At 70.7% G+C, this 13,809-nt stretch carries 13 protein-coding genes; 4 read left to right on the forward strand and 9 right to left on the reverse strand.

Features of this window, described 5'->3' with window-relative positions:
* From ABZV34_RS04465 to ABZV34_RS04485, 5 genes are all read right to left on the reverse strand, one after another.
* A partial coding sequence (locus ABZV34_RS04465; protein WP_356271250.1) for a fructose PTS transporter subunit IIA occupies positions 1-645 on the reverse strand: 645 nt, incomplete at its 3' end.
* A complete protein-coding gene (locus ABZV34_RS04470) occupies positions 642-1,067 on the reverse strand; it encodes a hypothetical protein (protein ID WP_356271251.1) in 426 nt (141 codons plus the stop codon). The genes ABZV34_RS04470 and ABZV34_RS04465, both read right to left, overlap by 4 nt.
* A complete protein-coding gene (gene pfkB, locus ABZV34_RS04475; RefSeq protein WP_356271252.1) occupies positions 1,064-2,017 on the reverse strand; it encodes a 1-phosphofructokinase in 954 nt (317 codons plus the stop codon). The genes ABZV34_RS04470 and pfkB overlap by 4 nt, the downstream gene beginning before the upstream one ends.
* Entirely contained in the window at positions 2,014-2,775 is a 762-nt protein-coding gene (locus ABZV34_RS04480; protein ID WP_356271253.1) for a DeoR/GlpR family DNA-binding transcription regulator, read from the reverse strand. The genes pfkB and ABZV34_RS04480 overlap by 4 nt, the downstream gene beginning before the upstream one ends.
* A 292-nt stretch (positions 2,776-3,067) precedes the next feature.
* Positions 3,068-4,690, reverse strand: a complete 1,623-nt coding sequence (locus tag ABZV34_RS04485) for an MFS transporter (protein ID WP_356271254.1) — start codon at positions 4,688-4,690, stop codon at positions 3,068-3,070.
* Positions 4,691-4,752: 62 nt separating this feature from the next.
* Here ABZV34_RS04485 and ABZV34_RS04490 point away from each other — a divergent pair, with 62 nt between their 5' ends.
* Positions 4,753-5,745: a YafY family protein gene (locus ABZV34_RS04490; RefSeq protein ID WP_356271255.1), complete on the forward strand. Its 993-nt coding sequence runs from the start codon at positions 4,753-4,755 to the stop codon at positions 5,743-5,745.
* A 639-nt stretch (positions 5,746-6,384) separates the two neighbouring features.
* Here ABZV34_RS04490 and ABZV34_RS04495 read toward each other — a convergent pair.
* Positions 6,385-7,386, reverse strand: a complete 1,002-nt coding sequence (locus ABZV34_RS04495) for a sigma-70 family RNA polymerase sigma factor (RefSeq protein ID WP_356271256.1) — start codon at positions 7,384-7,386, stop codon at positions 6,385-6,387.
* A 209-nt stretch (positions 7,387-7,595) separates the two neighbouring features.
* Between ABZV34_RS04495 and ABZV34_RS04500 the strand changes: the two genes are divergently transcribed.
* On the forward strand, positions 7,596-8,150 hold the full coding sequence (locus ABZV34_RS04500) for an N-acetyltransferase family protein (RefSeq protein WP_356271257.1): 555 nt from the start codon (positions 7,596-7,598) through the stop codon (positions 8,148-8,150).
* Positions 8,151-8,157: 7 nt separating this feature from the next.
* Here the strand turns inward: ABZV34_RS04500 and ABZV34_RS04505 are convergent, their stop codons facing one another.
* A complete protein-coding gene (locus ABZV34_RS04505; RefSeq protein ID WP_356271778.1) occupies positions 8,158-8,919 on the reverse strand; it encodes a class III extradiol ring-cleavage dioxygenase in 762 nt (253 codons plus the stop codon).
* A gap of 179 nt (positions 8,920-9,098) precedes the next feature.
* On the opposite strand from ABZV34_RS04505, the gene ABZV34_RS04510 reads away from it, so the two are divergent.
* Positions 9,099-9,608: a MarR family transcriptional regulator gene (locus tag ABZV34_RS04510; RefSeq protein ID WP_356271258.1), complete on the forward strand. Its 510-nt coding sequence runs from the start codon at positions 9,099-9,101 to the stop codon at positions 9,606-9,608.
* A 143-nt stretch (positions 9,609-9,751) separates the two neighbouring features.
* On the opposite strand, the gene ABZV34_RS04515 is transcribed toward ABZV34_RS04510, so the two are convergent.
* Positions 9,752-11,296, reverse strand: coding sequence for an MFS transporter (locus ABZV34_RS04515; protein ID WP_356271259.1), 1,545 nt, complete (start codon positions 11,294-11,296; stop codon positions 9,752-9,754).
* 307 nt (positions 11,297-11,603) lie between these two features.
* Positions 11,604-12,248: a TetR/AcrR family transcriptional regulator gene (locus tag ABZV34_RS04520; RefSeq protein WP_356271260.1), complete on the reverse strand. Its 645-nt coding sequence runs from the start codon at positions 12,246-12,248 to the stop codon at positions 11,604-11,606.
* Between the two features lie 267 nt (positions 12,249-12,515).
* Between ABZV34_RS04520 and ABZV34_RS04525 the strand changes: the two genes are divergently transcribed.
* Entirely contained in the window at positions 12,516-13,790 is a 1,275-nt protein-coding gene (locus tag ABZV34_RS04525; protein WP_356271261.1) for a M6 family metalloprotease domain-containing protein, read from the forward strand.
* Positions 13,791-13,809: the final 19 nt, after the last annotated feature.

The following is a 13,809-nucleotide window of genomic DNA, read 5'->3' on the forward strand; positions in this document are numbered from 1 at the left end:
CCCCTTTTGGGGGGGCCCGACCGGGGGGGGGCCGGGGGGCCGGCCCACCAACGGCACGGCCCGCGCGGGGGGGGGGGGGGGGGGGGGGGCGGCGCCGCCCCCCCCCCCCCCCGCCACGGAGTCCTGGGAACCCTCGGCCGCCTCGGCCACCTCCGAGGCCTCGGCCTCGGAGGTGGCCGCGCCGGCAGCCGGGGCCGCCGGGGACTCGTCCCCGCGGATGAGCGCGGCCGCTGCCGTCGCGTCGTCCACGGCCCGCAGCGCGGAGGTGAACTCGGCGTTCATGAGCTGGCGGGCCAGCGCCGACAGGATCGTCAGATGCGCGTCGTCGGCGCCCGCCGGAGCGGCGATCAGGAAGATCAGGTCGGCGGGGCCGTCCGGCGCCCCGAAGTCGATCCCGGCTGCACTGCGTCCGAAAGCGAGCGTCGGCTCGGTGACGTGTTCGCTCCGGCAGTGCGGGATGCCGATGCCGCCGTCGAGACCGGTCGGCATCTGCGCCTCGCGGGCGGCCACGTCGGCGAGGAAGCCGTCGAGGTCGGTGACCCGGCCCTGGGCAACCATGCGCTCGGCGAGGGCGCGTGCCGCCGCCTCTTTGGTCTCGGCGGACAGGTCGAGATCGACCAGGTCCGCGGTGATCATCTCGCTCATCGCGGGCTCCTTCGCACGCGTATCGCCCGTGGGGAGTGGGCGGGGGTGAGGACGGGGACGGGGGTGAAGACGGGGGTACCGCACGCGGAGGACTCCGGAGGTGCGGGGACGGTGAGGTTCGAGGGGATGACGGGATCCGCGGGATCGACGGGATCGACGGGATCCGCGAGGACGGCGCCGTGGAGGGTTTCGTGGAGGGCGCCGTGGACGGGACCTGGGAAGTCCCGCCACTTGAGTGCCCGTTCGGGAGGCGCCTTCGGAACCGGGCCGGGGGACGCCTTCGCCACCGCGCCGGTACGCGGCACCTTCCGCGCCCGGACAGGAGGCACCTTCCGGCCGGGACCGCGACTCGACGCCCGCGAGGCCGGCCCGGGAAGCCCGCCCCGGCGGGTGGCCGCGATCGCGGCGGCGGTGTCCGTCATGACACCGGCTCCGTGAGGACGCGGTCCACGGGGATCTCCGTCGTGACGGTCACACCGGAGGGGTCGAGATCGGCCGGTCCCGGCATGACACTGCCGGGCAACTGCACGGCGGCGGCACCATGGGCGACGGCGGAGGCAAGCGCTTCCGGGCCGCGCCCCCCGGCGATCAGGAAACCGGCGAGCGAGGAGTCACCGGCGCCCACGTTGCTGCGTACGGCGTCCACCTGGGCGCTGCCGAACCAGGCTCCCGAGTCGTCCACGAGCAACTGCCCGTCCGCGCCGAGGCTCGCGAGCACGGCGCCCGCGCCCATCTCGCGCAGCTCCTCGGCGGCCTTGACCGCGTCGCCCACGGTGGTCAGGGGGCGCCCGACGGCTTCCGCGAGTTCCTCGGCGTTGGGCTTCACCACGTCGGGCCGCTCGCGCAACGCCGCGATCAGCGCCGGTCCCGAGGTGTCCAGCGCGATCCGGGCACCCGCCGCGTGGGCGCGGGCGACGAGGTCGGCGTACCAGGAGGGAGCGAGTCCGCGCGGCAAGCTGCCGCAGCAGGTGATCCAGTCGGTGTCGCCGGAACGATACTGCTGACGCACCGTCTCCAGCAGCGACTCGGCCTCGGCGGCGGAGAGTTCGGGACCGGGCGCGTTGATCTTCGTCAGAGTGCCATCGGGTTCGGCGACCGAGATGTTCGACCGGGTGGCTCCCGCGACCGGGACCGGGGCGACCTCGATGCCCTGCGCGTCGAGCAGCTCGGCGACGAGTGCGCCGGGCGCGCCGCCCAGGGGCAGTACGGCGATCGTGCGCCGCCCGGCCGCGGCGACCGCGCGCGAGACGTTCACGCCCTTGCCGCCCGGGTCCACGCGCTCGCCGGTGGCCCGGTTGACCTCACCGCGGTCGAGCGAGGGGACTTCGTAGGTGCGGTCGAGGGACGGGTTCGGGGTGACGGTGAGGATCATGCGCGTACTACTTCCGTGCCACCGCGCTCGATGTCGGTGGCGTCTTCCGGGCTCAGGCCGGTGTCGGTGATCAGCAGGTCCACGTCACTCAGGTCGCCGAAGCGGGCGAAGTGCTCCTGGCCGTGCTTGGAGGAGTCGGCGAGCAGCACCACCCTGCGTGCCGCGCGGACGGCCGCGCGCTTCACGGCGGCCTCGGCGAGGTCGGGGGTGGTCAGTCCGTGCTCGGCGGAGAAGCCGTTGGCGGCGATGAACAGGACGTCGGCGCGGATCTCGCCGTACGCCCGCAGCGCCCAGGCGTCCACGGCGGCGCGTGTACGGTGCCGGACGCGTCCGCCGACCAGGTGGAGCTGGATGCCGGGGTGGTCCGCGAGGCGGGCCGCGATCGGCAGGCTGTGGGTGACGACGGTGAGCGTCGCCTCCAGCGGGAGGTCACCGGCGAGGCGGGCGACCGTGCTGCCCGCGTCGAGGATCACCGTGCCCTCGCCGGGCAGTTCCGCGACGGCCGCCAGGGCGATGCGGTCCTTCTCGTCGGCCGCGGTGGACTCGCGCTCGGCGAGATCGGGCTCGAAGTCCAGGCGTCCGGCGGGTATGGCACCGCCGTGCACCCGCCGCACGAGCCCCGCGCGGTCGAGAGTCTTCAGGTCACGCCGGATGGTCTCCGCGGTCACCTGGAACTCCTCGGCCAGCGACAGCACGTCCACCCGGCCGCCGTCACGAGCCAGCCGGAGGATCTCCTGCTGCCGCTCCGGTGCGTACATGTCCGTTCGCCTCCGACTGATGCCCGAATCTGTGGTTTCAGTCGGAGGCTACGCCCGGATTTCAGGAATGTAAACAGGTTCGGGCATGGGACGGACACAAACAGGCATTACTGATCCCGGAGGCGGTCCGAGGGCGGACCCGACCGGTCCCCGCGCCCGCCCTCGGACCGCCCACGCCACCGGAATCACAGGGCCCGCCCGCGCGAACGGCCTGTGCCCGCCCTCCGCGGACGGAGAACGGGCACCTGACCTGCGCACCGGCCCCTCGGGGCCGCTGTCGGACCTCGGGAGATCAGCCGGTCAGCACCGGACCGCCGTCGGACACCGCGGCGTCCTCCGGCGAGCGCGAGTCGTCCCGCCCGGCGGGCGGGGAGTCCTCCCCGGCGGAGTCCCCGCCGACGGACCCCTCGCCGACTGGCTCCTCCTCCGCTCCCTCCACATGCTGCGCCGGCCGCTTGGGCAGCGCGAACATCAGGAGGAAGATGACCGCCATGACCGCCGCGACCCAGCCCAGCGCGTACTGGAAGGCGTTCACGAAGGCCGGGCCCACCTGGACCGGGGTGAGCCGGTCGGCCATCCGGCCGAAGAACAGCACCGAGACCAGCCCGAGCCCGAGCGCGTTGCCCATCTGCTGCACGGTGTTGATGAGCCCGGACGCCGAACCGGAGTGCTCGCGCGGCACCTCCGACAGCACCGCGTCGGTCAGCGGGGCCACGATGAAGCCCATGCCCGCGCCCATGACGACCAGCGGAAGGGCCATCTGCCAGGAGGCGATGGACATGCCGTACCGGTCGGACTCCCAGATGTAGAGCACCACGCCGACCGCCATGATCAGCGCGCCCGCCTGGAGCACCTTGCGCCCGAAACGCGGGACGAGCAGCTGCACGGACATACCGGCCGCGGCCGAGACCGCGATCGAGAACGGCACCCCGGTCAGCCCCGCCCGCAGCGCCGTCCAGCCCAGACCGACCTGCATGTACAGCGTCCAGACCAGGAAGAAGATGCCGAGACCGACCCCGAAGACGGTCTGTACGGCGATGCCCGCCGCGAAACTCTTCACCTTGAACAGCGACAGCTCGACCAGCGGCGAACCGTCTCGCGCGGCCTTCCGCTTCTCGTACGCCACCAGCCCCGCGAAGACGACGAGGGAGCCGGCCATCGACCCGTACCCCCACAGCGGCCAGTGCAGCTCACGTCCGCGGGTCAGCGGGTAGAGCAGCATCAGCAGGGCCAGCGTCACGAGAGCCACGCCGACGAGGTCGAGCTTGAGGGCCTTCGGGGCCTTGGACTCGCTGATGAAGCGCCGTCCAAGGATCAGCGCGGCGACACCCACCGGCAGGTTGATGAGGAAGATCGGCCGCCACTCCAGGCCGAACAGGTTCCACTCGGTGAGCAGCGCGCCGAGAAGGGGGCCGGACACGGCTCCCAGACCGATGATCGCTCCGAAGAGGCCGAAGACCTTCCCCCGCTCGTGCGCCGGGAAGGTGGCGTGCACGATCGACAGCACCTGCGGCACCATCATCGCGGCCATGCCGCCCTGGAGGATCCGCGAGGCGACGAGCATCTCCGGGTTCGCGGCGAAACCGCACAGCGCCGAGGCGACCGTGAAGCCCCCTATGCCGAGGAGGAAGACCCGCTTGCGGCCGTGGATGTCGCCGAGCCGCCCACCTGTGATGAGCCCGGCGGCGAAGGCCAGCGCGTAGCCGGCCGTGATCCACTGGATCTGGCTGAAGGAGGCGCCCTCGTCCCGCTGGATGGACGGGATGGCGATGTTGACGATCGTGACGTCGACCAGGTCCATGAAGGCGGCGGTCATCACGATGGCCAGTGCGAACCAGCGCCGCCGGTCGGCCGCGCCGGCCGGGCCGGACGCCTGCTCGGCCGCGCCGCTGGAAGGGGTGTCGGTGGAGGTCATGAGAAGAAGGTAAGCCCCCATTAGGTCAGATCATGTCCTAGATGTGCGGCACTCTGGGAAACATGACGACGGACACACCGGCCCGGCTTCTCCAGTTGCTCTCCCTCCTCCAGACGCCCCGCGAGTGGCCCGGCGGTGAGCTGTCCGAGCGGCTCGGGGTGTCCCGGCGCACCGTCCGCCGGGACATCGACCGGCTCCGCGAGCTGGGCTATCCGGTGGAGGCGACGAAGGGCGCGGACGGCGGTTACCGGCTGGTGGCGGGCAAGGCGATGCCCCCGCTGGTGCTCGACGACGAGGAGGCGGTGGCCATCGCGGTGGGCCTGCGGGCGGGCGCCGGGCACGCGGTCGAGGGCGTGGACGAGGCCTCCGTACGGGCGCTCGCCAAACTGGAGCAGGTGCTGCCGTCCCGGCTCCGGCACCGCGTGTCCACCCTCCAGGCCGCGACCACCCCGCTGACCAGCGGGGACGGGGCGAGCATCGCGCCCGAGACACTGACCGTGATCGCCTCGTCGGTGGCCGGCCGTGAACGGCTGCGGTTCGCCTACCGCTCCGGGGACGGAACGCCCTCACGGCGGCAGGCCGAGCCCTACCGGCTCGTCTCCACCGGCCGTCGCTGGTACCTCGTGGCATACGACCTGGATCGCGCCGACTGGCGCACGTTCCGCGTCGACCGCGTCACCGAACCCTCCGCCACGGGCGTCCGTTTCCCGCCGCGCGAGCTGCCGGCGGGGAACGCCGCGGAGTATCTGCGGCAGTCGATGTACCGGCGTCAGGAGACGTACGAGTTCGAGGTCACCTTCGCCGCGCCCGCCGCGTTCGTCGCGGCCCGGCTGCCCAACTGGCTCGGCGCGCCGGAACCGATCGACGAGCACAACTGCCGACTGCGGTCCTCCGCCGGTGACTCGGTGGAGTGGCTGGCCGTGCGGATCGCCCTGGTCGACTGCGAGTTCACGGTCCACCGGCCACCGGACCTGGTCGGCTACATACGGGAATTGGGTGAGCGTCTGACGCGGGCGACGGGTGGCGCGGAGGACTTCGGCACCGTTGTCGGGTGACGTACGCCGGGTGGGGTGCGCCGACGGCCTGAGGGAAGATCACGAAGCGCTTCCGGGTGGCTCCGCGCGCGGCACCGGTCATGGTCGGCAGGATCTGCCCTTGTGGCAGACTCTGCCCTCCGGGTCACCCCGGGGTTCAGGTACGGGGTGGCCCGTCGGCCTGCCCGCCCCGTCCCCTTCCCCGGACGAAGGCCCCGAGCCCGAAGTCCCGAGCGGAAGACAAGAACGAGGACAAGAGCGACGACAAAATGGAGCCGAGCCCCGGCGCCAGGGGGGGGAAGGCGCCGAAGCTCGGCTCTGGAAGAGTCCCGGCGCGGGGGGGAGTGCGTCGGGACTCGGTTCTGGGGGGTCTGGGGCGTGTGCCCCGGGACCCTGAACCCTGGGCCCTGAAGTCTTGTGCCCAGAGCTCAGCGTTTTGAAGCGGCGTTACATGGCCATGTCCGGTCGAGTTATGGCCGACCTCAAGCGGATACGGATCTGCCGCACCGCCCGGACGTACCGGGCGGGTGCTTCGGATCCCTACGAACCATACGCGGAGCGGAACGGTATGAACCGCACGAACCGCGCGAACCGCGCGTACTCATTACGTCGCCCTCGTCACGTCGCCCCCGTCACATCACCCTCGTCACGCGGACCTCGTCACGCCGCCGCGTCGAAGCCCGTGTCGCGAGCCAGCTTCTTCAGCTCGAGCAGCGCGTGCTTCTCGATCTGCCGGATGCGCTCGCGGGTGAGGCCGTGCTGCTTGCCGACCTCCGTGAGCGTGCGCTCGCGGCCGTCGTCGATGCCGTACCGCATCTTGATGATCGAGGCCGTGCGCTGGTCGAGGCGGCCGATCAGGTCGTCCAGCTCCTCACTGCGCAGCAGCGTCAGCACCGACTGCTCGGGCGAGACGGCGGAGGTGTCCTCCAGGAGGTCACCGAACTGGGTGTCGCCGTTGTCGTCCACCGCCATGTTCAGCGAGACCGGGTCGCGGGCCCAGTCCAGGACGTCGCCGACGCGCGCCGGGGTCGAGTCGAGCTCGGCGGCGATCTCCGCGTGCTCGGGCTCGCGGCCGTTCTTCCGGTTGAACTCGCGCTGCACACGACGGATCCTGCCGAGCTCCTCGACAAGGTGCACGGGGAGGCGGATCGTCCGTGACTGGTCGGCTATGGAACGGGTGATGGCCTGACGGATCCACCACGTCGCGTACGTCGAGAACTTGAAGCCCTTGCGGTAGTCGAACTTCTCGACCGCGCGCACCAGCCCCGCGTTGCCCTCCTGGATCAGGTCCAGCAGCGGGAGGCCGCTGCGGGGGTAGCGGCGCGCCACCGCGACGACCAGCCGGAGGTTCGAGCGGATGAAGACGTCCTTGGCCCGCTCGCCCTCGGCGATGAGCACGTCCAGTTCCTCACGGGTCGCGTCCGCCTTGGGGGCATCCACCTCGCCGTCGATGATCTGCCGCGCGAACACACCCGCCTCGATGGTCTGGGACAGCTCGACCTCCTTGGCGGCGTCGAGCAGCGGTGTGCGCGCGATCTCGTCGAGGTACATGCCGACCAGGTCGCGGTCGGCGATTTCGCCGCCTACGGCGCGAACACTGCGTGCCGCGTCGCGGGTCTCGCCGGTGGCGGACTGACGACGGGCGACGGCACGGGTTGCCATGCGTGCTCCCTTGCGTATCGGGTGTACCCCCTGCTCGAGCCGGAGCCGGGAGCTGGGGGAGGGCTTGCGAGTCCTGGTGGCGGCTCGGCCACTCGTCCGAGTGCCCGGCATCCGAAGGAAACAACGACTGGAATCCGGACAGAATTCCCAACCCGTTCCCCTATTTTTCTGATCATGCAGTACCCTGTGCCGCCACAGCAGGGGGTCAGATGACGTCAGAACGTACAGATGTGCAGGTCAGGGCCGGAGTCGAGAGTGATCTCGGCGCCCTCACCGAGATCTACAACCACTACGTACGCGAGACGCCGATCACCTTCGACACAGCACTTCTCACACCGGAGGAGCGCCGTCCGTGGCTGCTCTCCCACCTGCAAGACGGCCCTCACCGCCTGATGGTTGCCACGGACACGGACCGGGAACCAGGGGGTGGACGGATTCTGGGATACGCCACATCCAGCGGCTTTCGCCCGAAGCCCGCCTACGTCACCTCGGTCGAGGTGTCCGTCTACCTCGCCCCCGGCGCGGGCGGCCGCGGCATCGGCACACTCCTCTACGAGGCACTCTTCGAGGCACTGGCCGGCGAGGACCTGCACCGCGCCTACGCGGGCGTCGCGCAACCCAACGAAGCGTCCGTGCGGCTGCACGAACGCTTCGGGTTCCGGCACGTCGGCACGTACCGGGAGGTGGGCCGGAAGTTCGGCCGTTACTGGGATGTCGCCTGGTACGAGAAGGAGCTCCCGGCCGGCTCCGGCCCCGCCGGGTGACCGGGCCTCAGCCGAACTGCACCGACCGCTTCGCCAGCCCCATCCAGAAGCCGTCGATCACGGACTTCTGGCCGTCGAGCTCACCGGTGGCGTCCGCCGCGCCCATCGTCACGAACAGCGGGGCGAAGTGCTCGGTACGGGGGTGGGCCAGCAGACCGGCCGGTGACTTGCGGGTGAAGTCGAGCAGGGCGTCCCAGTCGTGGGCGTCCAGGGCCCGGTGACCCCAGTCGTCGAACTCCGCCGACCAGGACGGGACGCCGCCCTGCCGCAGCGCCGCCAGATTGTGCGTGAAGAACCCGGAGCCGACGATCAGGACACCCTCATCACGCAGGGGGGCCAGTTTGCGGCCGATGTCCATCAGTTTCACCGGATCGAGGGTCGGCATCGAGATCTGCAGGACGGGGATGTCGGCCTCGGGGAACATCTCCACCAGGGGCACGTAGGCACCGTGGTCGAGGCCGCGGTCCGGGATGTCCTGGACGGGGATGCCGGGCGCGCGCAGCAGCTTCCGTACGGACTCGGCGAGCCGGGGAGCGCCGGGGGCCGCGTACCGCACCCGGTAGTAGTGCTCGGGGAAGCCCCAGAAGTCGTACACGAGCGGTACGGTCTCGACCGCGCCGAGGGCCAGCGGGGCCTCCTCCCAGTGGGCGGAGACCATCAGGATCGCCTTGGGGCGGGGCAGTTCGGCGGACCAGGCGGCCAGCTGGCCGGGCCAGACCGGGTCGTCGGCCAGCGGCGGGGCGCCATGACCGAGGTAGAGGGCGGGCATGCGCTCCTGCGGGGCACGCCCCTCGGTGACGTCGGACATGGCGACAGACATGGCGGCTACTCCCTCCGAGGGATCCATCGTAGGACCGATCAGCCAGTTATTTGAAGTCTCAAGCTTCAAGTGACGACCCTACCCCCTACTTGTTTAACCTTCAAGGAGAGGCTCGTACAGTGGTGTACATGAACACGGCATCCGCACCCGCTGAAGAGCCGCGCTGGCTCACCGACGAGGAACAGCGCACCTGGCGTGCGTACATGCACGCCGCCACCCTCCTCGAGGACCACCTCGACCGGCAGCTGCAGCGCGACGCGGGCATGCCGCACGTCTACTACGGGCTGCTCGTCCAACTCGTCGAGGCACCGCGCCGGCGACTGCGGATGACCGAGCTGGCCATGAACGCCAAGATCACCCGCTCCCGCCTCTCCCACGCGATCGCACGCCTGGAGAAGAACGGGTGGGTGCGCCGGGAGGACTGCCCGTCCGACAGGCGCGGCCAGTTCGCGGTGCTCACCGACGAGGGCCACGCGATGCTGCGCCAGGCCGCGCCGGGCCATGTCAGCGCCGTACGCCAGGCCTTCTTCGACCGACTCACCCCCGAACAGCACGAGTCCCTCGGCGCCGCCATGCGCGTCATCGCCGAGGGACTCCAGCCGAAGGACGCGGGCGCGGATCTGCCCTGGCTGCGGTAGCACTCCGCCGCGGGGCCGGGTGCGCGGACGCGGGTCCGCCCCGGCTCCGACGAGTTCGGAACCGGGGCGGACCCTGGGATTCGTACGGGCGAGGCGTCCCCACCCCGCGCCCGTACGCGAAGTACCCGCGTGGCGGCGGGTGATCAGTGGGCGATCACCGGCACCTTGATCTCGTCCTCACTGCCCTCGCCGGCGCCGACGGTCGAGGACATGTCCGGACGGCCGGTGTTGACGAGGGTCACGGCGATCGCGGAGGCGAGCACCAGGATGCCGACGGCGAACCAGATCGCGTTCGTGTAACCGTCCACCAGGCCCTGCAGCTGGACCAGCTGCTGCTGCGGCTTGGAGGCGGCACCGGCGATGTGGTCCTTGATGTACGAGGTGGTCGCCGAGGCGGCGATCGTGTTCAGCAGAGCCGTACCGATCGCGCCGCCGACCTGCTGCGAGGTGTTGACCATCGCGGAGGCGACACCGGCGTCCTGCGGCTGGACACCGTACGTGGCCAGGGACATGGCCGGCATGAACGCCGTACCCATGCCGAGGCCGAGCAGCAGCTGGGCCGGGAGCAGCAGACCGGCGTACGAGGAACCGATCTCCATCTGGGTGAGCAGCAGCATGCCGATCGCGGCGGCCAGGAAGCCGGGGGCCATCAGCAGCCGCGGCGGAACCCGGGTCATCAGACGGGCACCGATCTGCGTGGAGCCCGTGATCATGCCCGCGATCATCGGCAGGAAGGCGAAGCCGGTCTTGACCGGCGAGTAGCCCTTCACGATCTGCAGGTAGTAGGTCAGGAAGAGGAACAGGCCGAACATCGCGATGATCGCGAGGCCGAGGGAGAGGTAGACACCGCCGCGGTTGCGCTCGGTGATCACGCGCAGGGGCAGCAGCGGGGCCTTGACCTTGGACTCGACGAGGACGAAGGAGGCGAGCAGCACCACCGCGGCGACGAACAGGCCGATCGTGCTGGCGTCGCTCCAGCCGGCGGACTCGGCGCGGGTGAAGCCGTAGACGAGGGAGACCAGACCGAGGGTGGACAGGACGACGCCCGGGATGTCGAGCGGCGAGCGGTTGCGGCCACCGGCCGGCTCACGGATGACGAAGTACGCGCCCAGGGCGGCGATGATCGCGAACGGGATGTTCACGAAGAACGTCCAGCGCCAGTTCAGGTACTCGGTGAGGAAACCGCCCAGGATCAGACCCACGGCACCGCCGCCGCCGGCGATCGCACCGTAGATGCCGAAGGCCTTGGCGCGCTCCTTGGCGTCCGTGAACATCACGGCGAGCAGGGAGAGCGCGGCGGGCGCGAGCAGCGCGCCGAACGCGCCCTGCAGGGCACGGGCCCCGAGCAGCAGGGCCTCGCCCTGTGCGGCGCCGCCGAGGGCGGAGGCGCCGGCGAAGCCGATCAGGCCGGTGACGAAGGTGCGCTTGCGGCCCCACAGGTCGGCGATGCGGCCGCCGAAGAGGAGCAGGCCGCCGAAGGCGAGGGCGTAGGCCGTGATGACCCACTGCCGGTTGCCGTCCGATATCCCCAGGTCACGCTGGGCGGAGGGCAGCGCGATGTTCACGATGGTCGCGTCGAGGACGACCATCAGCTGGGCGAGCGCGATGAAGGCGAGGGCCTTCCAGCGGTTGGAATGCGCGTCGGCCGCTTCCGCCGCCGCCGCTGTCGGTGTTGCTGATGAAGACATGGGGATACCCACTCCGGTACTTCGCAGTGAAAAAGGTGAGGGAAAAAACGGCTCGTCCTCGTCGACGGCCGAAGGCTTTGGGGAGTCCGGGATCCGGAGTCCGACGTCCGGCGCCCGCGTCCGGAAGCCGTACACGGATCACACGTTACGGACTGCGGATTACGGGTTATGGACTACGGGTTACGGGTCAGGACTGCGGCTACGGGCCGGCTGTCGAGCTGTGGACCGGCGCCGCGGGCCGGACTGATCGCTCTGGACTCATTGCTCTGGACTGATCGCTCTGGACTCATCGCTCTGGACTGATCGGTCAGGCTGTTCGCAGGCCCTCCACGGTGGCCGCCACTCCGGGCAGTACGGAGCGGGCCGGTGCCCGCAGACCGTCCAGGAACAGCTGCAGATGACGGTGTACGAACCGGTCGATGCCCTGACACGCGGTGCCGGGCAGCGGCCGGGTGAGCTGGCTGACGGCGACCATCAGGTCGCCGGACTCCACGTCGGGGCGCAACTGGCCTGCCTCGCGGGCACGCTTCATCAGCGCCTCGATCAGATCCATGGTCCGTTCGCGTGCCGCGTAGAGATCCGGATGGTTCTGGTCGAACGCCGCGGAGAGCATGGGGCACAGGGCGCCGATCCGCTCGTCCGCCGAGAAGTGCACGAAGCGGCTCAGCGCGTCGAAGGCGTCGCCGCCCTCGACGAGAGCCGCCTCGATCCACTCCGACGTGCGGTCCATGACCGAGCAGACGACCTCCCGCGCGAGCGCGTCGCGGTCGGGGAAGTTGCGGTACACCGTGGCGTTGCCGACACCGGCGCGGCGGGCGATCTCGTCGAACGGCACCTCGGGGCCGAACTCGACGAACATCTCGCGCGCGGCGGCGACGATCCGCTCCCGGTTGCGCAGCGCATCGGCCCGGGGCCGGGGCATCCGACGCTTCACGGGGGTGGCGGTCTCCACGGCGTACTCCTCGTTGGTAGGTGAAGGCTCTGATGTGATCCGGGGATTCACTCCCCGTTTTCACTCGGACACCTATGCCAAACGGGGAAACCATCCCCGGTTATTTCCCCGATCCCCGCTCATTTCCTGTGACCCGCGTCACACCTTTCTCGGCGAGAAACCCACGATCGGGCTCTTCCAGCGAGCGCCCGCGCACCCATCGACACAGGGTGATCGCACAGGGTGCAGTCGGTGACCGGGCGGCTGCCGTGAGCGAAGGACCCCTGCATGCAGCCGACCAGCCACCGGATACGCCGGCGCCGCGTGGCCGCCCTGGCCTCGGTGACCCTTCTTACGCTGGCGGTCAGCACGTCCGCCGGCACCGGGCACCTCACGGCGGGCTCCACGGCGGCGGGCTCCATCGCGCTGGCCCGCTCGACGGCGCTGGGTCCCTGCATGATCAGCGGCACGAAAGGCGTACAGATGGGGGAAGGGATACCCACCGTGCCCGGATACGCCCGCTCCACCGGCACGGTCCGGGCCCTCACGGTGATGGTCGACTTCTCCGACGCGCCCGGTCAGGGCAGCGCGCTCGACCGGCTGGGCGAGTTCTTCCCGCAGACCCAGAACTGGTTCCGCACCAGTTCCTACGGCCGCCTCGACTACCGTCCCGAGACCCCGATACGGCACTGGCTGCGCATGCCCAAGCCCTTCAGCGAGTACGGCATAGAACGCGGCGCCCCCTTCGACCCCGGGTACCGAGGCCTGGTCCAGGACATCGTGGCCGCGGCCGACCCCGAAGTGGACTTCCACTCGTACGACCTGCTGAACGTGCTGGTGACACCGAACGCCGGGCCCTCCGCCCTGGACACCGTCCTGTCCGTCACCTTCGCCGGCAACGCCGAGGCCCCGGTCGCCGACGGTGTCCCGGTCTCCAACGCGTCCTTCGTCTACAGCCGCCAGGACGACGGCTCCGGCTCCTACGCCGACACCGGTTTCCGGGTGCTCCCCCACGAGAACGGCCACACCTTCGGCCTGCCCGACCTCTACACCCAGGACGGCGGCGGCTCGGTCGGCCACTGGGACATCATGAGCGAGGACTGGGGCGCCGACAACGACCTGCTCGGCTGGCACAAGTGGAAACTGGGTTGGCTCGACGACTCGCAGGTCGGTTGTGCCGCGACGCCCGGGACCACGCGGTACACGCTCACCCCGCTGTCCCGGCCCGGCGGCGCCAAGCTCGTCTTCGTCCCCACCGGCACCCGCACGGGCTTCGCCCTCGAACTGCGCACCCACGGGGGCAACGACACCGAGATCTGCCGCCCCGGCATCCTCGTCTACAAGGTCGACGCGGACGTCGACACCGGGAGCGGCCCCATCACCGTCTACGACTCCCACAGGAACAGCGGCGGCTGCACACGCAGCCCCAACGTCCACGCGGAACTGTCCGACGCCCCCTTCGCCCCTGGTGAGTCCTTCAAGGATCCCAAGACCGGCGTCACGGTCGCGGTCACGGGGACGACTCCCGCGGGCGACTACCAGGTGTCCGTGACACGCCGCTGACCTCCCCGCATCCCCCGGC

Origin of the sequence: Streptomyces sp. NPDC005195, from assembly GCF_040608315.1 — a bacterium.
GTDB lineage: Bacteria > Actinomycetota > Actinomycetes > Streptomycetales > Streptomycetaceae > Streptomyces > Streptomyces kaempferi.

What these genes read in the sequence shown, in the direction of transcription:
- ABZV34_RS04470 (WP_356271251.1), bottom strand. Translation starts at nt 1,067, where the DNA reads ATGACGGACACCGCCGCCGCGATCGCGGCCACCCGCCGGGGCGGGCTT.
- pfkB (WP_356271252.1), bottom strand. Translation starts at nt 2,017, where the DNA reads ATGATCCTCACCGTCACCCCGAACCCGTCCCTCGACCGCACCTACGAA.
- ABZV34_RS04480 (WP_356271253.1), bottom strand. Translation starts at nt 2,775, where the DNA reads ATGTACGCACCGGAGCGGCAGCAGGAGATCCTCCGGCTGGCTCGTGAC.
- ABZV34_RS04485 (WP_356271254.1), bottom strand. Translation starts at nt 4,690, where the DNA reads ATGACCTCCACCGACACCCCTTCCAGCGGCGCGGCCGAGCAGGCGTCC.
- ABZV34_RS04490 (WP_356271255.1), top strand. Translation starts at nt 4,753, where the DNA reads ATGACGACGGACACACCGGCCCGGCTTCTCCAGTTGCTCTCCCTCCTC.
- ABZV34_RS04495 (WP_356271256.1), bottom strand. Translation starts at nt 7,386, where the DNA reads ATGGCAACCCGTGCCGTCGCCCGTCGTCAGTCCGCCACCGGCGAGACC.
- ABZV34_RS04500 (WP_356271257.1), top strand. Translation starts at nt 7,596, where the DNA reads ATGACGTCAGAACGTACAGATGTGCAGGTCAGGGCCGGAGTCGAGAGT.
- ABZV34_RS04505 (WP_356271778.1), bottom strand. Translation starts at nt 8,919, where the DNA reads ATGCCCGCCCTCTACCTCGGTCATGGCGCCCCGCCGCTGGCCGACGAC.
- ABZV34_RS04510 (WP_356271258.1), top strand. Translation starts at nt 9,099, where the DNA reads ATGAACACGGCATCCGCACCCGCTGAAGAGCCGCGCTGGCTCACCGAC.
- ABZV34_RS04515 (WP_356271259.1), bottom strand. Translation starts at nt 11,296, where the DNA reads ATGTCTTCATCAGCAACACCGACAGCGGCGGCGGCGGAAGCGGCCGAC.
- ABZV34_RS04525 (WP_356271261.1), top strand. Translation starts at nt 12,516, where the DNA reads ATGCAGCCGACCAGCCACCGGATACGCCGGCGCCGCGTGGCCGCCCTG.